Below are 18569 nucleotides of genomic sequence, written 5' to 3'. Positions count from 1 at the left end.
CTTTGAGGAGTGCTGATGGCTCTGGCATCTGATCGCACCAGGATCGGCCTGGGCCGCTACTTCAGCCGCGTCGATGTCCATCCCTACGACGAGGTGGAATGGCATCGCCGCGATGCCCGAATCACCGGCGCCGACGGCGAGGTCGCCTTCGAGCAGACGAATGTGGAGTTCCCGGTTGACTGGTCGGTCAACGCGGGCAACATCGTGACCCAGAAGTACTTCCGGGGCGGGTTGGGGACCCCGGAGCGGGAGACCTCATTGCGCCAGGTCATCGACCGGGTGGTGGACACGCTGGTGGCGTGGGGCACCGAGTCGGGGCACCTGGCCGAGCCGGAGGAGACCACGGCGTTTGCCGACGAGCTCCGCTGGCTGCTGGTACGCCAGCGCGCCGCGTTCAACTCGCCGGTCTGGTTCAACCTCGGGGTTTCCGGCGCCGTGCCGCAGTCGTCCGCCTGTTTCATCCTGTCAGTGGACGACACCATGGAGTCGATCCTCGACTGGTACGGGGAAGAGGGCCGCATCTTCAAAGGAGGGTCGGGGGCGGGTGTCAATTTGAGCCGCATCCGGTCCCGGCAAGAGCGCATGAGCGGCGGGGGCGCCCCCAGTGGCCCGGTGAGCTTCATGCGGGGCGCCGACGCCTCGGCCGGCACCATCAAGTCGGGGGGCAAGACCCGTCGGGCGGCCAAGATGGTGGTGCTCGATGCCGACCATCCCGACGTGGAGGAGTTCGTCTGGTGCAAGGCCGTCGAAGAGCGCAAGGCCCGGGCGCTGCGGGACGCCGGATTCGACATGGATCTCGACGGCGCCGACGTTCACTCCATCCAGTACCAGAACGCCAACAATTCCGTGCGGCTAAGCGACGAGTTCATGTCGGCGGTGGCCGATGACGAGAAGTGGCATCTGACAGCTCGCACCACCGGCGAGGTGGTGGAGACGGTGTCGGCTCGGGGCCTGCTGGCTCAGATCGCCGAGGCCGCCTGGGAGTGCGCCGACCCCGGGGTGCAGTTCGAGACCACCATCAACCGGTGGAACACCGCGGCCAACACCGGTCGCATCACCGCCAGCAATCCCTGTTCGGAGTACCTCCACCTGGACAACTCGGCCTGCAACCTGGCCAGCTTGAACTTGTTGTCGTTTATCGACGACGACGGCACGTTTGACGTGGAGGGATTCAGCGCGGCGGTTCGGGTGATGACCGTCGCCCAGGAGATTTTGGTCGGCCCGTCGCACTATCCCACCGAGCAGATCGGGGCCACTACCCGCCGGTTCCGCCAGCTGGGTCTGGGCTACGCCAACCTGGGAGCCATGCTGATGGCCTTGGGCTTGGCCTATGACTCAGACGAGGGCCGAGGCCTGGCCGCATCCGTCACCGCGCTGATGACCGGGGTGGCCTATGAGACCTCGGGCCGCATGGCCGCCCGCCTTGGACCGTTCGAGGGGTTCGCCGAGAACCAGGAGCCCACCCGGCGGGTGCTGCGGATGCACCGCGATGCCTTGAGCCGACTGGAAGGCGAGCCGGTGCCGTCAGAGGTGCTGGACGCGGCTCGAGCCGCGTGGGACGCCGCGGTGGAGTGGGGTGACACGGTCGGCGTCCGCAACTCGCAGGCCACCGTGCTGGCCCCCACTGGCACCATCTCGTTCATGATGGACTGCGACACCACCGGCATCGAGCCAGACTTGGGCCTGGTCAAGACCAAGAAGTTGGTGGGCGGCGGCACCATGCCCATCGTCAACCAAACGGTGGATCGGGCGCTATACCGGCTGGGCTACAGCCCCGCGCAGGTTGCCGACATCGAGGCTCATGTCCACCAGCAGGGCACGGTGGTGGGCGCCCCTCATCTGGATGCTGCCCATCTGCCAGTATTCGCCTGTTCCATGGGCGACAACGTGATCTCTCCCAACGGTCATGTGGCCATGATGGCTGCGGTGCAGCCCTGGCTCTCGGGGGGAATTAGCAAGACGGTCAACGTCCCTGAGGAGACCACTGCGGCGGAGATCGAGCAGCTCTTGGTGGACGCCTGGCAGATGGGGGTCAAGGCTCTGGCGGTCTATCGGGACAACTGCAAGCTGGGCCAGCCCCTGTCGGTCTCCGACGCCTCGGCTGCCCAGCCCGACCAGACCCCGGGCTCGGCGACGGCGCCGGCATCGCCGCAGCCTGAGCGCCGCCGGCTGCCCCGGTCCCGCACCAGCCGGACCTTTGAGTTCCGGGTGGCCGAATGCAAGGGCTTCGCCACCGTCGGGGAGTACGAGGACGGCCGCCCCGGTGAGATATTCATCCGTGTGTCCAAGCAGGGCTCCACGCTGGCCGGAGTGATGGACGCATTCGCCATGGCCATCAGCCATGGCCTGCAATACGGGGTGCCGCTGCGGGCCTATGTGGATGCATTCACCGGCATGCGCTTCGAGCCGGCCGGGATTACCGACGACCCCGACATCCGCATCGCCACCAGCCTCCTCGACTACCTGTTCCGCCGCCTGGCGGTGGAGTACCTCGAGCCCGAGGAGCGCCATGGCCTGGCCATCTACACCACCGACGAGCGCATCCAGCCCACCCTGCCCGGGGTGGAGGAGCAGGTTCCGGTCACCGTTTCCGGCGACGTCGTGGAGCCCGACCCCCCGTCGCCGTTTACCCGGCAAACCCCCCGCGACTCGGCTGCCCCCGTGTGCTTCGACTGCGGTGTGCTCATGGTCCGAGCCGGAAGCTGCCACGCCTGCCCCGACTGCGGCTCCACCTCCGGTTGCTCCTGACCGGCGCATAGCGTCACAAGAGCTTCGGCATTTAGGCGCCCCCCGTTGGTAGTTTGGCGAAGCTTGCCCTGGGTCAGACTGAGGAGGAACTCATGAGAGCAGCGCTGTTTCTGGACGGGCACGAAGACTTGGTGGTGGACGAGGTGGCCGTGGCTGCCCCAATCGGCCGCGAGGTGCTGGTGCAGACGGCGGCGTCGGGGCTGTGCCACAGCGACTTGCACTTCATGGAGACCGAGGGCTGGGTGGTACCCCGTCCCGTAGTGCTCGGCCACGAGGCCGCTGGCATCGTGGAGGCGGTGGGGCCCGACGTGCGCGAAGTGCAGCCCGGCGACCACGTCATCTGCTGTTTGTCGGTGTTCTGCGGCCGCTGCGAGTTGTGCCTGAGCGGCCAGCCCTACATGTGCCTGAGGAGCCGGACCGAGTGCGTCCGCGCTGAGGACGAGCCCGCCCGTCTCAGCCGGGGCGGCCAGGAGGTGTTCCAGTTCGCCAATCTCTCGTCGTTCGCCGAGCAGATGCTGGTACACGAGAACGCAGTGGTGAAGGTGCGCGATGACATGCCGCTGGACCGGGCCGCGCTCATCGGCTGCGGGGTCACCACCGGAACCGGCGCGGTGTTCCGCACCACCGGGGTAGAGCCCGGCTCCTCGGTGGCGGTGATCGGCTGCGGCGGGGTCGGCATATCGTCGATCCAAGCCGCCCGCATCTCCGGCGCTACCACCATCGTTGCGGTGGACCTCGAGCCCCGGAAGCTCGACACCGCACTGCGCTTAGGCGCCACTCACACCGTCAATCCCGCCGACGGCGACCCGGTGGAGCAGGTGTTGGAGCTGACCAGCGGCGGCGTGGACTACTCCTATGAGGCCATTGGCTTGGCCCTCACCGCCCAGCAGGCATTCGGCATGATCCGCCGCGGGGGGACGGCCACGGTCATGGGCATGATCCCACCGGGAACCATGGTGGAGATCGAGGGACAGGAGCTGTTCATGTCCGAGAAGCGGCTCCAGGGGTCGCTGATGGGATCCAACGTGTTCCGGGTGGACATGCCCCGTCTCGTCGACCTCTATCTCGACGGCCGGCTGATGCTCGACGAGATGGTGTCGGCCACCATCACGCTGGACGACGTGAATGACGGCTTTGCCGCCATGAAGGCCGGGGACGTGGTGCGCAGCGTCATCGGCTTCAACTGAGCAAGAACACCAGCAAACAGCAAGGCTTCGGTGGTCATGGCCCAAGACAACGTGCGCTGGTGGGACCGCGAGGTGGGCTATGAGGTGTACATCCGCTCATTCGCCGACGGCAACGGCGACGGGGTCGGCGATTTCCCCGGCCTGACCGAGAAGCTGGACTACCTGGCCTGGCTCGGGGTGGGCATCGTGTGGATCACCCCTTTCTACCCGTCGCCCATGTGCGACTTCGGCTACGACGTGGCCGACTACACCGGGGTCGACCCCCTGTTCGGCACGCTGGACGACTTCGACGCTTGCATCGCGGAGGCCCATCGGCTGGGACTCCGGGTGCTGATCGACCTGGTTCCCAATCACTCCTCCGACCAGCACCCGTGGTTCCAAGCCTCCCGGGCCGATCCGGACAGCTCCATGCGGGGCTTCTACCACTGGCGGGACCCGGCCTTGGGCGGTGGACCCCCCAACAACTGGGTTTCGCACTTCGGGGGATCGGCCTGGACCTTCGACGAGGCTTCCGAGCAGTACTACCTGCATCTGTTCTTGCCCGAGCAACCCGACTTGAACTGGTCCAACCCCAAACTGGTGCGGGAGTTCGACGACGTGCTCACGTTTTGGCTGGATCGCGATGTGGACGGCTTCCGGGTGGACGTGGCCCATGGCCTGGTCAAGAACATGCTCATGCCCGACAACCCGCAGCGGTTTCCGGTCACCCCCGACATGAGCCCTCGTCAGGCGTTCGGCTGCTACGACCATCGCTACGACCTCGACCAATCTGGCACCACCGCCATCTACCGCCGGTGGAGGGCTATCGCGGAGCGCTATGACGCCCTGCTTCTGGGAGAGGTCTACCTGAGGGACAACAATCCCAATCAAGTGAGCCGGTATGTGGCCAACCAAGACGGGCTGCACCGGGCCTTCTATTTCGCCCCCATGCACACTCCCTGGGAACCGGCGGCCATGTGGTCCACGTTCAGAGATGCGCTCGACGCCGCACCGAGAGACTTGTCGTGGGCCATCAGCAGCCACGACGACCCCCGGGCGCCCACCCGGTTGGGGGGCGGCGGGCTGGGCCGGGCGCGGTCGCTGGCCCACTGCGTGCTCCTGTTCGCCCTGCCCGGCCTGCCATTCCTCTACCAGGGCGATGAGCTGGGTCTCGAAGATGTGGACGTGCCCTTGGATCAGCGCCTGGACCCGGTGGCCATCCGGAACCAGAACTCCGCCGATGGCCGGGACGGATGCCGCACACCGATGCCGTGGTCGCCGGGGCCGACGGGCGGGTTCACCGATGGCGCCGAGCCGTGGCTACCCGTGCACCGAGCCGACGCCGACACGGTGTCGGCCCAGCGAGACGACCCCGGCTCAGTGCTTTCTAAGTATCAGGAGCTCCTCACCGTGCGCCATGAGCTCGGCGATCTCCATGGTGGCGAGATGGAGTGGCTGACCGACCGCTCGGCACCGGTGATCGGATTCCGCCGGGGCGATTGCGTGTGCGCTCTCAACGTGGGCGACATTGCCACCGACTTCCAGCTGCCGCCGGGGCAGTGGCGGCTGGCGTTCTCCTCCCAGCGGTCTGCTGGGGCGGTGGCCGAGTCGGCCATCGGCCTCGATGCTCCCGAAGGCGTGCTTCTGGTCCGGGTGCCGGACGCGGCCTGACCGGATCGAGGCTCAGGAAGCAGGAGCCAGGCCCAGCATTGCCCGAGTCTTGCCGACGGTGGCCAGCTCAGCCCCTGAGTCCGCGATGCAGCCGGCCAACGCGGCCACAACGTCGGCGTTGGTGGGAGTTCCCAGTTCCAGGTACGGATAGTCGCCCAGCCCGGCGATGAGATGGCCGCCCCGGGCGATCACCTCAGGGGCCAGGGGCCGCAGATCGGCCCCGTAGGCCAAACAGCCCCACACTGCCCGGCCGTCGTCGGGCAGAAAGCGGGTCATGGCGTCGATGCCGTCCACCGTGGCCGGATGACCTGACAGCCACGAGTCCGACAGCGTCACCTCGCCATAGGCCGGCGCGGCCATGTCCCCGGTGTCAAGAAACGCCGCCAGCAGCCGGGCCGATCCCACCGTCCACAGCGCGCCCATCGGCTTCATCCCGGCCTCGGCCGACGCGGCCACCATCTCACGAAGCGCCCGCAGCGGGGTGATGTACACGATGTCGGGGTTGCCGAAGGCGCCGGTCGCCGGGTCATAGGGGTCGATGTTGAAGCTGCCCAGGTCGATGGGGGCCAGCTCGGGCCGGGTGGCCGCATCGGCGGCCAGTTCCAACACCGGGGCCAGCCGGGCGTGGGGGTCGGGCACGGTGGAGGCCCCCAGGGTGGGCATGAGGATCAAGTCGCAGGCCTCGCGCACCCCAACGATGACCGCCCCCAGCGTGTCGGCATCCCACACCGGCGCCCCGGTCGAGGGGTCCCGGCCGTGGAAGTGATAGACCGACGCCCCGGCCTCAGCGCAGGCCACCGCGTCGGCGATCAACTCGTCGACCGACCAGGGGACGTTGGGGTTGGCCTCTCGGCCGGTGTACTCGTTGGCCCGGACCTCGATGAACACAGGAGACATTGGCGGCTATCTCTCTACAGGCTCTCTACAGGGTGGTGGAGTAGCCGCCGTCCACCGGGATGACCGCTCCGGTGAGATACGACCCGCCCCGTCCCGAGAGGAACACGGCCGCCCCGGCCATGTCCTCCGGTTGACCCAGCCGCCCCAGTGCGGTGGCTGCCGCGATCTCATCGCCGAAAGTGTCCAGGGTGTAGGCCATCATCTTGGTGTAGAACGCCCCCGGGGCGATGGCGTTGACCGTGATGTGGCTGGGCCCCAGCTTCTTGGCCAGCACCCGGGTCATGTGGTGGACCGCGGCCTTGCTGGCCGAGTACGAGTAGTTCTCGATGTCGGGGGCCTGGAGCCCCTGCACCGATCCCAGATTGATCACCCGGGCCGGGTCTTCGGGGGTGGCCGCCGCCTCCAACAGCGGGAGCAGGGCCACCGTCAGTTGAAACACCCCCTTCACGTTGAGGTTCATCACCTTGTCCCACGCTGAGTCGGGGAACTCCTGCATCGGCGCCCCCCAGGTGGCCCCGGCGTTGTTCACCAGGATGTCCAGCCGATCGGTGCGCTCGCCGACCGCCTCGGCCAGCCCCACGCAGCCTTGTTCGGTGGAGCAGTCGGCGGCGATGGCCTCCACGGGGCCGATGGCCGACAGCTCTGCTACCGCCTCGTCAAGCTGCTCTTGTCGGCGAGAGGAGATGATCACTCGGGCCCCGGCGCCCAAAAGGCCCTCGGCGATCATTGCTCCGATGCCTCGGCCGCCCCCGGTGACCAGGGCGATCTTGCCGTCAAGGCCGAACAAATTGGTTGGGGTCAAGTCGGTCATAGGTGCTGTCTTTCGGTGATGGGCGAGGCCGTCGCGGCGGTTACAGCTTCAGTTCGAACAGCAGGTGGCGGCTGAGGTCGCCCAACTGGTCCACCAGCATGGTCCGCTGGTCGAACCACCACTGGCCGTCGATGAGGTGGAATGTGTCGTGGTAGCGGCCGGTGATGATGGGCTGGAGCGGGAAGTCGTCGAGCTGCTGGAAAACGGTGTAGTAAGAGCGGGCCGCCGCGGTGCCGGCATCGTCGTCAACATCGATGATGGCGTTGGTGGTGACGTGCTTGGTCCGGGGCGTGCCGCAGGGGTATAGGCGGGTGGAGCCCTGGTACATCCCCAGCACCTCGTCGCGCCCGGCCACCACTGTTTCCACCGGTGCGTCGGGGGAGGCCACGATCCGGCCGTGGGCGAACAGGTCGGCCACCCCCTCCAAGTTTCCGGCGTCGATCCGCTCGGCGTAGGTGTACATGAGGTTTTCAATCTGTCGCGCACTGTCGATCATGGGGAGAATCTAATCAGATCGCCCGCCGCCTGGGATAAGTGACCGGGGCCGTCGCGTGGCAGAGTGGAGCGGTGATGCCAGCATCGATTCCCAGTCCCGGCTCCAACAGCTTGGACATCGGCTCCCTGGAACTGCGGGCCTATGGCCTCATGATTGCCCTCGGCGTCTTGGCCGCGGCCTGGCTGTTCGCCCGCCGGTTCATCCAGCGGGGCCATTCCCCCGAGTTGGCCAGCTCGACAACCGTGTGGGCGGTGATCGCCGGATTGATCGGCTCGCGGATCTATCACGTAATCACCGACTGGAAGACTTACCAGGGCAACTGGGGCGAGGTCTGGAAGATCTGGGAGGGGGGCTTGGGCATACCCGGCGCGGTTGCCGCCGCTGCGGCGGTCATGTGGGTATACGCCCGCCAAAAGGGCATCCCGCTGTCCGATATTGCTGATTCGGTGGCCCCCGCCCTGCCTCTGGGCCAGGCCATCGGACGGTGGGGAAACTGGTTCAACCAGGAGTTGTACGGGCGGCCCACCGACTTGCCGTGGGCGCTGGAGATCGATCCCGAACACCGCCGGCTGCAATATCTCGACGATGAGACCTTCCACCCCACGTTCTTGTATGAGTGCATCTGGAATCTGGCATTGGTCGGAGCGTTGTTGTGGATAGGCAAGCGCTTCACGCTGAAGCCGGGCCGCCTGTTCGGGCTGTACGTGCTGGGGTACTCCCTTGGCCGGCTGTGGATCGAGTTCATCAGGGTTGACTTCGCCAGCGAGCTGGCCGGAGTGCGGGTCAACATCTGGGTGATGCTGGCCCTGATCCTCGGCTCGGTGGCTTACCTGATCTACGGCCGGGGTGGAAACGGCAGTGATCAATCCGGGGAACAGGCTCCCGACGAGCCGTCTTCCGACGAGTTGGCGCCCGAAGAAGCCTCGCCTGAACAGCCGGAGTCGAAAGACGAGCCCGCCGAAAACATCTCTTTGGAGACCTGAACCCGGTATCCTGAAGACGCGGGCTGGCGATCATTCCGCTTCCTTTCGCAGCCCGGATCACAGATGACAGAAGAATTCCGCGTTTTGGGCGTGGCCTCAGACCTGGTGGCCTCGCTCAAGGAGCGGGGCATCCACGCTCCGTTCCCCATTCAAACCCTTACCATTCCCGACGCCCTTGCCGGCCTGGACGTGTGCGGCAAGGCCAAGACCGGGTCGGGCAAGACCCTGGCCTTCGGCCTGCCCATGGTGGAGAACCTCTCCCGGGCCGACTCCCACTGGGTGCGCGGCCTAGTCCTGGTTCCCACCCGGGAGCTGGCCGTGCAGGTGGCCAAGGAGCTGCGCCCGCTGGCCCGGTGCCGTGGCCTCGATTTGGCTCCGGTCTACGGCGGGGCGCCAATCGAAGCCCAGATCAAAAGGATCGAGGCCGGTCTGGACATCATCGTGGCCACCCCCGGACGGCTCATCGACCTGATCGACCGCAAAGCAGTGTCGGTGGCCAAGCTGGAGATCGTGGTGGTGGACGAGGCCGACCGCATGGCCGACATGGGGTTCTTGCCCCAGGTGGAGTGGATTCTGCGCCATGTGGAGTCCCGCCACCAGACCATGCTGTTCTCCGCCACCCTCGACGGGGCGGTGGACGCCCTCGTGCGGCGCTACCAGAGCGATCCGGTGCGCCACGAGGTGCAGTCCAAGCAGGTGACGGTGGACGAGATGCAGCACCGGTTCGTGGCCGTCCATGAGATGGACAAGGTCAAGGTGACTGCGGCCATCATCCGGGCCTCCAACCGGGCGCTGGTGTTCTCCGCCACCCGCCACGGATGCGACCGGCTCAGCCGCAAACTCAAAGCGGAGAACGTGCGAGCCGAGCCCATCCACGGCGACCTCCGCCAAAAGGCGCGGGAGCAGTCGTTGGCCCGGTTCGCCTCCGGTGATATCCAGGCGCTGGTGGCCACCGATGTGGCCGCCCGGGGACTGCACATCGACGATGTGGACGTGGTGATCCACTACGACCCGCCGCCCGACCACAAGACCTATCTGCACCGCTCGGGGCGCACCGCCCGGGCCGGGGAGACGGGCATGGCCGTCACGTTGTCGCTGTGGAACGAGGAGCTCGAGGTCAAGAGACTCCAGCGCCGGCTGTCGTTGGACGTCCCCATCGTGGAGATGTTCTCCAACGACGATCGGCTGGATGCCCTAGACCGATGGGATCCGGTGGCTGAGCCCGTCTGATCCGTTGGCCCATAAAAGGTTGAGCCGGATATCTGGGCTCCGCTACCCTGGTGGGATACATCAAGAGCGGCTTGCCGCCCGAGTCAGCGTGCTCGGATGGGGAGTCCAGCAACCTGGGAGGGACACCCAAGGTGCTCACCCGCTTCGGCGGGGGATGTGGCTTCTGGCTCAGCCAGGCGCAACCAAGTGTCCGTGCTTGACCGCTGCGGAGACAGTGACCCTCCCCTAGACAGACGAAGGGAGGACCATGCCGACAGACGAGAACCTCAGTAGCGAACAGCGTCCTCCCGCGGAGCCGGCCGATAGCGTGACCCCGGCGGTCCATCCCCGGGGCTACAGCGCCGAATTGCCGGTAACCGGGGCGTGGCTGCCCGGCGACCCTCCCGGCAACCGCCAGTTCTTCACCTTGGCGCGCCCCCACTCCTTCGAGTTGGAGGGCGGTGGAGCGCTGAGGAAGGTGACCGTGGCCTACGAGACCTGGGGGAAGCTGGCCTCCGACGGATCCAATGCGGTGCTCATCTGCCACGCTCTGACCGGCGACTCCCACGTGTCAGGCGTCGCCGGCCACGGCCATCCCACCCCCGGCTGGTGGGGAGAGATGGTCGGTCCGGGCAAAGCCCTCGACACCAATGAGCTGTTTGTGGTGTGCGCCAACGTGCTGGGCGGCTGCCAGGGCACCACCGGTCCGGCATCGCCCGACCCCGACACCGGCACGCCGTATGGCTCGTCGTTTCCCACGGTGACGGTGCGCGACATCGTGCGCTCCCAGCGCCGGCTGGCCGACCATCTCGGCGTCCGGCGGTGGCTGACAGTGGTGGGGGGCTCCATGGGGGCCATGCAGGCCCTCGAGTGGGGGGTCATGTTCCCCGACCGGGTGGGGTCGGTGTGCTCGCTGGCCGGCTGCATGGCGGCCAGCGCCCAGCAGATCGGCTGGTCGGCGGTGGGCCGCACCGCCTTGGCGCTGGACCCCAACTGGCGGGGGGGCGACTACTACGACAACCCGCCCGGCCAAGGCCCTCACGCCGGGTTGGCCATCGCCCGGTCGCTGGCCCAGATCACGTATCGGTCCGATGAGGTGTTCGAGGACCGCTTCGGCCGGGAGCTGTTCGACATCCACTCGGTGTACGGCCCGTGGGACCGGTTCCAGGTGGAGTCGTACCTCGACTACCACGGGGAGAAGCTGGTCAAGCGGTTCGACGCCAACACCTATCTGGTGCTCAACCGGGTGATGGACCTGCACGACATCGGCCGGGACCGGGGCGGCATCGCCGCGGCGGTCTCTCGAATCACCTCGCCGGTGCTTTCGCTGAGCATCACCAGCGACACGCTGTACCCGCCCCGCCAACAGGTCGAGCTCCACGATGCGGTGGTGGCAGCCGGCGGCCGGTGCGTGTACACCCTGGTGGAGAGCCCGCACGGCCACGACGGCTTCTTGTTGGAAGTCGAGGCGGTGGGCCAGGCCATTAAGGACTTCTTGGAGAAGGTGGGCAGCAGTGTCGGCTGAGGCTGGTTGGGACGAGGCGGGCAACAGCCGAGAAGCCGTGGCTGCGCCCGATCCGGCGGGGTTCACCCACCCCGACACCCTGGCCGTGCTGGCCGGCCGGCGCTCGGGCGGAGCGGAGCTGGCCCCATCGCTACACCCCACCACCACGTTCCGCATTCCGTCGCTTGAGGCTGGCCGGCGCATGGCGCTTGACCCGTCGGAGAGCCACTACTACACCCGCAACGGCAATCCCACGGTGGCGGCCTTCGAGGAGGCCATGGCCGAGTTGGAGGGGGCTGAGGCCTCCCGGGCCTTCGCATCGGGAATGGGCGCGGTGAGCTGCGTGATCCTGGGGCTGTGCTCGGCGGGCGACCACATCGTGGCCCAGCGCCAGCTTTACTCCGGCACTCAATTCCTGCTCCAGGCGGTGTGCCCCCGCTTCGGTATCGACGTGACCTTTGTGGACGGCACCGAGCCGGGGGCGTTTGAGGCCGCGGTGCGGCCGGGCCGGACCATGCTGGTGTTCGCCGAGACCCCGGCCAATCCCTGCCTCGACTTGGTCGATTTGGAGGAGCTGGGCGCCATCCGAGGTCCGCTGAAGGCGGTGGACGCCACCTTCGCCCCGCCGAATATCACCCGACCGCTGGACTACGGGATTGACCTCAGCGTGCACTCGGCCACCAAGGGCCTGGGCGGCCACAACGACGCCACTCTGGGGGTGGTGTCGGGCAGCGCCGATCTGATCGCCTCGCTGTGGGCGTTCGCCATCTTGCAGGGGGCCAACGCCGCTCCGTTCGACGCCATGAACGGCCTGCGGGGCTTGCGCACCCTCGGGGTTCGCCTTGAGCGCCAGAGCGCAACGGCCCAACAGCTGGCTGAGGCGCTGTCGAACCACCCTGGAGTCGACACAGTGCGCTACCCCGGCCTGGCTTCCCACCCCCAACACGAGCTGGCCAAGCGGCAGATGCGCATGTTCGGCGGGCTGTTGGCCTTCGACCTGGCCGGGGGGCACGAGGCGGGGGAGCGGTTCGTGGAGGCGGTGAGGCTGGCCCAAGTCGCCACGTCGCTGGGCGGACCCGAGACCCTGGTCACCCACTCGGCGTCCACCACCCACGCCGGGTTGACGCCCCAAGAGCTGGCGGCCGCGGGCATCGGGCCGGGCACCATCCGGGTGTCAGTGGGCCTGGAGCACGGCGACGATGTGGTGGCCGACCTGCTGCACGCCGCCGACAAAGCCACGGCCTGAGACCGCCGAGTACATCGAGGTCGGTTTCACTGCCTGAGATCATCGAGGTCGAGTACTACCGCCGGGCCGCGGCGGCCACCGTGGGCCGCACCGTCTCCCTCGTCCATGCCCCCGATAGCTGGTTCATCAAAGGGGGCGCCGATGCTGCCGCGCTTGGTCTGGCGTTGGACGGCTGCACCGTTGTCGGAGTGCGCCGGATTGGAAAGCTCCTGATGATGGACTTCGGCGATCCCGACGAACAGGCCAGCGCGGTGCTGGGCCTTCGGTTCGGCATGACCGGGAGGCTGGTGGTGGACGACCACGCGGTCATCGAGAAGCTGGAGTATTCCAGTGCCCGGGAAGTTCCCGAGTGGCGGCGGTTCGAGCTGGGCTTCGCCGACGGGGGGACCCTGGTCATAGTCGATCCCCGGCGCCTGGGCGGCGTGGAATTGGACCCCGATGACACTCGGCTGGGCCCCGACGCCTTTGCGCTGACCGCGGATCAGTTGGCTGGGGCTCTGGAGAACAGCCGAACCGCGCTGAAGGCTCGGTTGCTCGACCAGCGGCGAGTGGCCGGACTGGGCAATCTGCTGGTGGACGAGATCTTGTGGCGCATTGGTCTGGACCCGGCCCGGGAGGCGGGCTCGCTGAGCAGGGCCGAACAAGGGCGGCTGGCCGAAGCGATCCGCTCCACGGTTGCCGAGTTGGCCGATCGGGGAGGATCGCATACCGGCGACCTCCATCTGGCTCGAGTGCGGGGCGGATCGTGCCCCCGAGACGGCGAGCTGTTGGACCGGCGGACCATCGGCGGGCGCACCACCTACTCCTGTCCCCAACACCAGCGGTGAGCGGACCCGCGGCGGCACTGCACTGCGCGAGACTGGACACCGTGCGTGCTCATGGCCAGTCTGCGAGGCGGCTGCTGGTCTATGGCTTGATCCTGTTGCTGCTGTGGGGGACTGCGGCATGGGGATCAGGCGCGGCGGCCTCCGGATCGTCTGAACCGGTCGCCCAGGAGCAGCCGGCCGAAACCCCGTCACCGTCTGACTCCGACGACGAGGTTCGGCTGGTGATGGCCCTGTTGATCGCGGTGGCTGTGATAGCCCTCTTGGGAACGCTGATCTACTGGGTGCGCACCGGAGACAGTCCCCGACTGGGGGCCGGCGATTCGTCGGACAGCCCAGAGCCAGAAGATACGCTCGGTTGATGGCCGACGAATTGGACGTGGAGGCGATGATCAACCGGTTCCGGGAGCGGGCCGAGGCGGTGAGAAGCCGCCCGCTGCCGCCGGTGGGCGGCGAGGAGCGGACCCTGTTCATCCGCCGGGCCCAGGAGGATTTCCAGGACTTCGCCATTATCGGCGACGCCACCGGGGCCATCGAGGACGGTTTTCTCGTCTTGCGGGTGGATTTGCGTCCCCCCGCCGACTCCTGACCTTCGCCATGGGCTCTGACGCTGCGGCCCCGAGCAACCGGCTAAGCGCCGCGTTGGCAGCCATCGATGCGGCCAACGCCGACGATCCCTTCACCATTGAAATCGACGGCAAGTCCCGGCCCAAAGAGCAGGCCCACGCCGAGCTGATGACCGAGTGGGTGCAGCGCCTCGACCCCGATGCCGACGACGCCCAACTGGTGGCCGCCCGGGCCCACCACCTGCGGCGTTGGGCGCTTCCTCGCACCGATTACCCAGAAGGCCGAGCCGGCTATCTGCGGTGGCGGGCCGCCCAGGGCAAGCGCCACGCCGCCGAGGTGGCCGACATCGTCACCGCGGTGGGCTATGACGACGACTTTGCCGCCGAGGTGTCGGCCATCGTGGCCAAGCAGGGCTTGAGCACCGACCCCCGTGTGCAAACCCACGAAGACGCCCTGTGCCTGGTATTCCTCGAAACCCAGTTCGAGGCATTGGCCGACAAGCTGGGCGACGACCACATGGTCGAGGTCCTGGCCAAGACCCTGGCCAAGATGAGCCCCGCCGGCCGCCGAGTGGCCCAAGATCTGGACTTGGGCGACCGGGCCGCGGCCCTGCTGGAGGCGGCTGGCAGCTGATCTATTGCTGTGAGTACCCCTATGGCGGCTTGCTATGCTGGGCCGTCCTGCGGATGTAGCTCAGTTGGGAGAGCGACACCTTGCCAAGGTGTAGGTCGCCGGTTCGAGCCCGGTCATCCGCTCCCAGTTGTTGATTGCCCCGATGCCCTTTCGCTGGGCCTTTGCGCTGGTCAGCGCGTGGCGAACTCGTAAGCCTCCGGCGGAGTGGCCGCCGGGTCTTTGAACAGCGTGATCCGGCATGGTCCCGCGTCCATGCCTGCGGGGCACTGGATCACCGGCCACGGCACCCCGGTGCGCTCCATCGGCACCCAGAAGTGCATTACCGACACGTGAGTGCGGTAGATGGGAGCGGGGCCCTTGCCGTAGGTGAGGGGATGGTCCTCGGCCACCACCGCTAGGTCCAGCGTTTCGCCGTAGCAGCCGTCCGACACCTGGCGGCCGCAGGTGCCGCACAGATGGACGGTGATCACAAAGGCGTCGTCGGTCTCGGTCACGGTGATGTCGGCGAAGTTGCCCTTCTGCATTCCGGCCCACTGCCGCACCCGCACCTCGGCCGGTCGGGCCACGTCGTGGGGCATCCATCCCAGCAGGGTCTGCTCCCCGGCGAAGCGGATGCTTTCCTCCAGCACGTCGGGCCCCCAGGCCCGGTAGACCTGCGACAAAACCGATGCCACGCGGTCCCGTTCCACGTCGTGAATCCGGCGGTAGCTGGCCGCTAAATCGTCGAAGGCGGCCAAGGCTGCCTCGTGGTCGCCTGATTCGATGAGCCCGGCGATGCGGTCGGCCCGGTCGGGACGGTGACGGCCGATGACGTCCTCGTCGGTCAGCCCATGCAGAAGCGCAGAACGATAGGCGTCGTCGGCTGAGCCCACCTGCGCCAATCCGTCGGCCCCATAGCGGTCGGCAACGAAGCGCTGGGTTTGGGCTATCCACGCTCCGAATCCGTCGATGAAGTTCCGGTAGGCCCGGTCGATGCGCCGAAACACCTCGACGGCGGCTTCGGGGTTTTCTGCCAGCGCTTCAACTAATTCAGCCCGGGGCGGCTGGCTGAGCTTTGCCAGTTCCTCGGCACTCAGCAGGCGCTCACCGGACTCAGCCATCGGCAGCCAGCAGCGGCATGACCCGGTTCTTGGTCAGCTCCAGGCTCTCCCAGCCGATGGCCGGGTCGATGCCGCCCACCAGCGGGTGCAGCATGGCGCTGCCCTTGTCCCGCACGAGTTGGGCGCACTGCTCGGGGGTGAGCACATCCCACTGGCCACTGGCGGCCAGCCCGGCCACGTCGTCGGCGTCGACCGCGGTGAGGTTGTGGTGGTCGTCGTACTGCCAGCTGTTGTACAGCCCGGCGTCGTACAGGGCGTGGCGCTCGATGGCCGCCCAAGTGCGCTCGGGATCCTCGGTGACCATCACCATCGACGGGCCGTCAGGCACGATGGCGAACGGGGTCTCGTAGCCCAGCCGGGCCGCTTCTTCGTAGTAGAGGTCGGCCAGCGACTGGTCGGGCGTGGAGGGGGAGAACGGCAGGCCCAGCCGGGCCGCCCGCAGGGCCGACGCCCGCACCGACCCGCCTACCATCAGCACCGGATGGGGCTCGGTGACCGGTTTGGGCGTGACCCAGATGGTGCGGCCCTCGTGCTCGAACGGCTCGCCCGACCAGCACTGCAGGATCAGCTTGATGGCCTCCTCGGTGTCGCGCCCCCGGCGGGTGCGGTCCTTGCCGAACATGTCGAACTCGAATTCCCGGTAGGCCACCCCCATGGTCACCGATAGGCGCCCCGGCGCCATCAGGTCGATGGCCGCGATGTCCTCGGCGATGCGGATGGGGTTGTGGAACGGCAGCAGCAGCGCCGAGATGGCCACCATGATGTTGTCGGTGCGGGCCAATGCGGCGCTGGCCAGCACCAGCGGCGAGGCCATGAACCCGTCATCAGCCCCGTGGTGCTCCGACACGATGACGGTGGCGATGCCGTTGTCGTCGCACCACGACACCATGTCCAGGTACTCGCGGTGCAACTGCGCATGGGTCACATCGGCGAACGGGGGGACTCGCAGCTCAAATCGGCAGGTGAACATGGCGGAGAGACTACTGGTGCCGGGCTATTGGCGAAGACTGCGGCGGTAGGCGGACCACTGGTCGGGGCGCCAGCAGTCCTGGTCCTCGCCCCAGCCGGTGCCGCCGTCGAAGTCCCAGGCGGTGGTGCTCACCCAGGTGAGCATCTTGGGATAGGGGTTGAAGATGATGCGGCTCACCGGCGTGCCGGTGGCCCGCAGCTCCCGGCCCATCTCGTCGACCGCCTCGATCTCGAAAGCGGTGGCGTATCCGTGCTGAGGATCTCGCTCCACCCGCCGCTCGCCGCTCACTATGTCGGCCCGCACGCCGTCGCGCAGGTAGTAGCCGGCGTTGATGGGGTCGCTGTCGGGTTTGGGCAGCGAGTAGCACAGAAAGGCGCTCTGGGAAGACGTGGTGGCAAAGGCGTATCCGATGCGGAAGCCCTGGAGGTCGGAGCGGGGCCCCCACGACCGGTCTCGCATGGCGCAGCAGTCCACGTCGATGTCGGTGCCGTGGAGGCGGATGCGCCCGGTGACCCTACCGGGCTGGTCGATGTGACTGGCAATGGTGAACGGGGGCTCGCCCCGGGTGAACACGTGGGGCGGCGTGAGGGCGTCGAAGCGCAGATCGGCCTCGAACATGTCGCCGTAGGGGTAGCGGTAGCCCAGCTCGTAGCTGGTGAGCGGCTCGATCACCTTCACCCGCATCCCGGTGGGCAGGGTGGCGTCGCGCAGGTCGAGGCCCTCGGGCAGCGGGATGCTGTGGTTGTAGTCGAAGAACGGCACCTCCCACGGCAGATACGCGGTGTCGTCCCACACCAGCGTGCCGCCCCCGGCGATGCCCAGATTGGGGCGGATCCAGGTGTAGAGGTAGCCCATTAGGTTGCGCTCGGGCACGCAAAAGGCATACCAGCACGTCTCGGTCTCCCACGGGTGGTTCGACGGCGGGTGGAAATTGTCGTCCTCCGGCCCGATCAAGGCGTCTTCAGCTGCTCCCACGAATTAGCTCCCTTGTCTGTTGGCATGCTCGGCGAACCGGGCCGGAATCCACTCGGCGAGCGTAGTGGCGATCTCATCGGACACCGAGGCCAGCCCATGATCGGCCTCGGGATACACCACGAGCTCGCCGCCCCCCGCCAAGGCTCGCACCGCCTCGCTGGCCTGCACTGGCAGAATCTGGTCCTGCCCGCCGTGCATCAACAGCAGGGGAGTGCCCCCCAAAGCGGCGGCGTTCTCGCACCCCGCCGACTGGGTGGCCAGCCCCACCACCCCCGCAGTGTGTTCCCCAAGGGCGACGCCAGCCTGCACTGCCACCGCGCCCCCAAACGAGTGCCCCATGAAGATGAACCGCCGCCCCTGCTCCCGAGCCGCCAAATCAGCCGCCGCCGCCGCATCCAGCAGACACCGTTCGATGATCCCCGGCCGCCGGTAGTGCACCCGCATCACCGCAACGCCCTCCTCGCCCAAGTTCTCGCCCAACCGCAAGTACAGCGCCCGAGCCGGCCCCAGCAACCCCCCAATGGCCCCGCCCAAGGTCACCACAACATCAGTTGCATCCCGAGGCCCATGCCACAGCAGCGTCAACAGCCCGTCCGGGCAGTACACCTCCAGATGGCGCAGCCCCTCACTGGTCTCCGCCTCCACAATCCCCATCACGTCCAGCAACTCCAACGGGGACCGGACGCCGCCATCGCTCATGGCCGACACCCTAAACGCCATGTGGAATGCTCAGCCCGATCCCATACACTGTCCACGCTGGCTGTTCCTA

18 protein-coding genes, 1 tRNA gene and 1 riboswitch are annotated in these 18569 nt (G+C 67.5%); of the genes, 12 read left to right on the top strand and 7 right to left on the bottom strand.

Annotation, left to right across the window (positions count from 1 at the left end; translation table 11 throughout):
• The first annotated feature begins 15 nt into the window (after positions 1 to 15).
• From ACOGJC_RS02730 to ACOGJC_RS02720, 3 genes are all read left to right on the top strand, one after another.
• A complete protein-coding gene (locus tag ACOGJC_RS02730) occupies positions 16 to 2748 on the top strand; it encodes a vitamin B12-dependent ribonucleotide reductase (protein ID WP_419846979.1) in 2733 nt (910 codons plus the stop codon).
• A 92-nt stretch (positions 2749 to 2840) separates the two neighbouring features.
• Complete coding sequence (locus tag ACOGJC_RS02725; protein ID WP_419846978.1) at positions 2841 to 3935, top strand: Zn-dependent alcohol dehydrogenase; 1095 nt, start codon at positions 2841 to 2843, stop codon at positions 3933 to 3935.
• Between the two features lie 36 nt (positions 3936 to 3971).
• Complete coding sequence (locus ACOGJC_RS02720; protein WP_419846977.1) at positions 3972 to 5585, top strand: alpha-amylase family glycosyl hydrolase; 1614 nt, start codon at positions 3972 to 3974, stop codon at positions 5583 to 5585.
• A 12-nt stretch (positions 5586 to 5597) separates the two neighbouring features.
• Here ACOGJC_RS02720 and ACOGJC_RS02715 read toward each other — a convergent pair whose 3' ends face one another.
• Genes ACOGJC_RS02715 through ACOGJC_RS02705 form a run of 3 tightly spaced genes read right to left on the bottom strand, consistent with a single transcriptional unit; the run spans position 5598 to position 7789 of the window.
• Complete coding sequence (locus ACOGJC_RS02715) at positions 5598 to 6482, bottom strand: 3-keto-5-aminohexanoate cleavage protein (protein WP_419846976.1); 885 nt, start codon at positions 6480 to 6482, stop codon at positions 5598 to 5600.
• Between the two features lie 25 nt (positions 6483 to 6507).
• Positions 6508 to 7293, bottom strand: a complete 786-nt coding sequence (locus ACOGJC_RS02710; protein WP_419846975.1) for an SDR family oxidoreductase — start codon at positions 7291 to 7293, stop codon at positions 6508 to 6510.
• A 40-nt stretch (positions 7294 to 7333) separates the two neighbouring features.
• Positions 7334 to 7789 carry a nuclear transport factor 2 family protein gene (locus ACOGJC_RS02705; protein ID WP_419846974.1) on the bottom strand — a complete coding sequence of 152 codons (456 nt, stop codon included), beginning with the start codon at positions 7787 to 7789 and terminating at the stop codon, positions 7334 to 7336.
• A gap of 74 nt (positions 7790 to 7863) precedes the next feature.
• On the opposite strand from ACOGJC_RS02705, the gene lgt reads away from it, so the two are divergent.
• From lgt to ACOGJC_RS02660, 9 genes are all read left to right on the top strand, one after another.
• Positions 7864 to 8772, top strand: a complete 909-nt coding sequence (lgt, locus tag ACOGJC_RS02700; protein WP_419846973.1) for a prolipoprotein diacylglyceryl transferase — start codon at positions 7864 to 7866, stop codon at positions 8770 to 8772.
• 63 nt (positions 8773 to 8835) lie between these two features.
• The gene (locus tag ACOGJC_RS02695; protein ID WP_419846972.1) at positions 8836 to 10002 is read left to right on the top strand and encodes a DEAD/DEAH box helicase; all 1167 of its coding nucleotides are present in this window, start codon (positions 8836 to 8838) and stop codon (positions 10000 to 10002) included.
• Positions 10003 to 10054: 52 nt separating this feature from the next.
• Positions 10055 to 10198, top strand: a riboswitch (SAM-I-IV-variant riboswitch).
• Positions 10199 to 10249: 51 nt separating this feature from the next.
• Complete coding sequence (metX, locus tag ACOGJC_RS02690; protein ID WP_419846971.1) at positions 10250 to 11506, top strand: homoserine O-acetyltransferase MetX; 1257 nt, start codon at positions 10250 to 10252, stop codon at positions 11504 to 11506.
• The gene (locus tag ACOGJC_RS02685; protein ID WP_419846970.1) at positions 11496 to 12731 is read left to right on the top strand and encodes a trans-sulfuration enzyme family protein; all 1236 of its coding nucleotides are present in this window, start codon (positions 11496 to 11498) and stop codon (positions 12729 to 12731) included. Before metX ends, ACOGJC_RS02685 begins: the two co-directional genes overlap by 11 nt.
• A complete protein-coding gene (locus ACOGJC_RS02680) occupies positions 12728 to 13558 on the top strand; it encodes a DNA-formamidopyrimidine glycosylase family protein (protein ID WP_419848183.1) in 831 nt (276 codons plus the stop codon). Before ACOGJC_RS02685 ends, ACOGJC_RS02680 begins: the two co-directional genes overlap by 4 nt.
• Positions 13555 to 13917 (top strand): hypothetical protein, encoded by a 363-nt coding sequence (locus ACOGJC_RS02675; RefSeq protein ID WP_419846969.1) that lies wholly within the window; start codon positions 13555 to 13557, stop codon positions 13915 to 13917. Before ACOGJC_RS02680 ends, ACOGJC_RS02675 begins: the two co-directional genes overlap by 4 nt.
• Positions 13917 to 14144, top strand: coding sequence for a hypothetical protein (locus ACOGJC_RS02670; protein WP_419846968.1), 228 nt, complete (start codon positions 13917 to 13919; stop codon positions 14142 to 14144). The genes ACOGJC_RS02675 and ACOGJC_RS02670 overlap by 1 nt, the downstream gene beginning before the upstream one ends.
• An 8-nt stretch (positions 14145 to 14152) precedes the next feature.
• The gene (locus tag ACOGJC_RS02665; protein WP_419846967.1) at positions 14153 to 14755 is read left to right on the top strand and encodes a DUF4202 domain-containing protein; all 603 of its coding nucleotides are present in this window, start codon (positions 14153 to 14155) and stop codon (positions 14753 to 14755) included.
• A gap of 49 nt (positions 14756 to 14804) precedes the next feature.
• Positions 14805 to 14877 (top strand) — tRNA-Gly (locus ACOGJC_RS02660).
• A gap of 48 nt (positions 14878 to 14925) precedes the next feature.
• Here the strand turns inward: ACOGJC_RS02660 and ACOGJC_RS02655 are convergent.
• From ACOGJC_RS02655 to ACOGJC_RS02640, 4 genes are read right to left on the bottom strand one after another with little or no spacing between them, the layout of a single operon-like run.
• Entirely contained in the window at positions 14926 to 15855 is a 930-nt protein-coding gene (locus ACOGJC_RS02655; protein ID WP_419846966.1) for a hypothetical protein, read from the bottom strand.
• A complete protein-coding gene (locus ACOGJC_RS02650) occupies positions 15848 to 16825 on the bottom strand; it encodes an LLM class flavin-dependent oxidoreductase (RefSeq protein WP_419846965.1) in 978 nt (325 codons plus the stop codon). Before ACOGJC_RS02650 ends, ACOGJC_RS02655 begins: the two co-directional genes overlap by 8 nt.
• A gap of 24 nt (positions 16826 to 16849) precedes the next feature.
• Positions 16850 to 17800 (bottom strand): DUF7065 domain-containing protein, encoded by a 951-nt coding sequence (locus ACOGJC_RS02645; protein WP_419846964.1) that lies wholly within the window; start codon positions 17798 to 17800, stop codon positions 16850 to 16852.
• Between the two features lie 3 nt (positions 17801 to 17803).
• Positions 17804 to 18499, bottom strand: a complete 696-nt coding sequence (locus tag ACOGJC_RS02640; RefSeq protein WP_419846963.1) for an alpha/beta hydrolase — start codon at positions 18497 to 18499, stop codon at positions 17804 to 17806.
• Positions 18500 to 18569 lie beyond the last annotated feature (70 nt).

This window comes from Candidatus Poriferisocius sp., assembly GCF_965204015.1.
Lineage (GTDB): Bacteria > Actinomycetota > Acidimicrobiia > Acidimicrobiales > Bin134 > Poriferisocius.
The sequence above is the reverse complement of the archived record's forward strand: the minus strand, read 5'-3'. Positions and strand labels throughout refer to the sequence as shown.

Bases quoted from the DNA above. Each gene is read 5' to 3' on its own strand.
- ACOGJC_RS02730 (WP_419846979.1), top strand. From the start codon at position 16: ATGGCTCTGGCATCTGATCGCACCAGGATCGGCCTGGGCCGCTACTTC.
- ACOGJC_RS02725 (WP_419846978.1), top strand. From the start codon at position 2,841: ATGAGAGCAGCGCTGTTTCTGGACGGGCACGAAGACTTGGTGGTGGAC.
- ACOGJC_RS02720 (WP_419846977.1), top strand. From the start codon at position 3,972: ATGGCCCAAGACAACGTGCGCTGGTGGGACCGCGAGGTGGGCTATGAG.
- ACOGJC_RS02715 (WP_419846976.1), bottom strand. From the start codon at position 6,482: ATGTCTCCTGTGTTCATCGAGGTCCGGGCCAACGAGTACACCGGCCGA.
- ACOGJC_RS02710 (WP_419846975.1), bottom strand. From the start codon at position 7,293: ATGACCGACTTGACCCCAACCAATTTGTTCGGCCTTGACGGCAAGATC.
- ACOGJC_RS02705 (WP_419846974.1), bottom strand. From the start codon at position 7,789: ATGATCGACAGTGCGCGACAGATTGAAAACCTCATGTACACCTACGCC.
- lgt (WP_419846973.1), top strand. From the start codon at position 7,864: ATGCCAGCATCGATTCCCAGTCCCGGCTCCAACAGCTTGGACATCGGC.
- ACOGJC_RS02695 (WP_419846972.1), top strand. From the start codon at position 8,836: ATGACAGAAGAATTCCGCGTTTTGGGCGTGGCCTCAGACCTGGTGGCC.
- metX (WP_419846971.1), top strand. From the start codon at position 10,250: ATGCCGACAGACGAGAACCTCAGTAGCGAACAGCGTCCTCCCGCGGAG.
- ACOGJC_RS02670 (WP_419846968.1), top strand. From the start codon at position 13,917: ATGGCCGACGAATTGGACGTGGAGGCGATGATCAACCGGTTCCGGGAG.
- ACOGJC_RS02665 (WP_419846967.1), top strand. From the start codon at position 14,153: ATGGGCTCTGACGCTGCGGCCCCGAGCAACCGGCTAAGCGCCGCGTTG.
- ACOGJC_RS02655 (WP_419846966.1), bottom strand. From the start codon at position 15,855: ATGGCTGAGTCCGGTGAGCGCCTGCTGAGTGCCGAGGAACTGGCAAAG.
- ACOGJC_RS02650 (WP_419846965.1), bottom strand. From the start codon at position 16,825: ATGTTCACCTGCCGATTTGAGCTGCGAGTCCCCCCGTTCGCCGATGTG.
- ACOGJC_RS02640 (WP_419846963.1), bottom strand. From the start codon at position 18,499: ATGAGCGATGGCGGCGTCCGGTCCCCGTTGGAGTTGCTGGACGTGATG.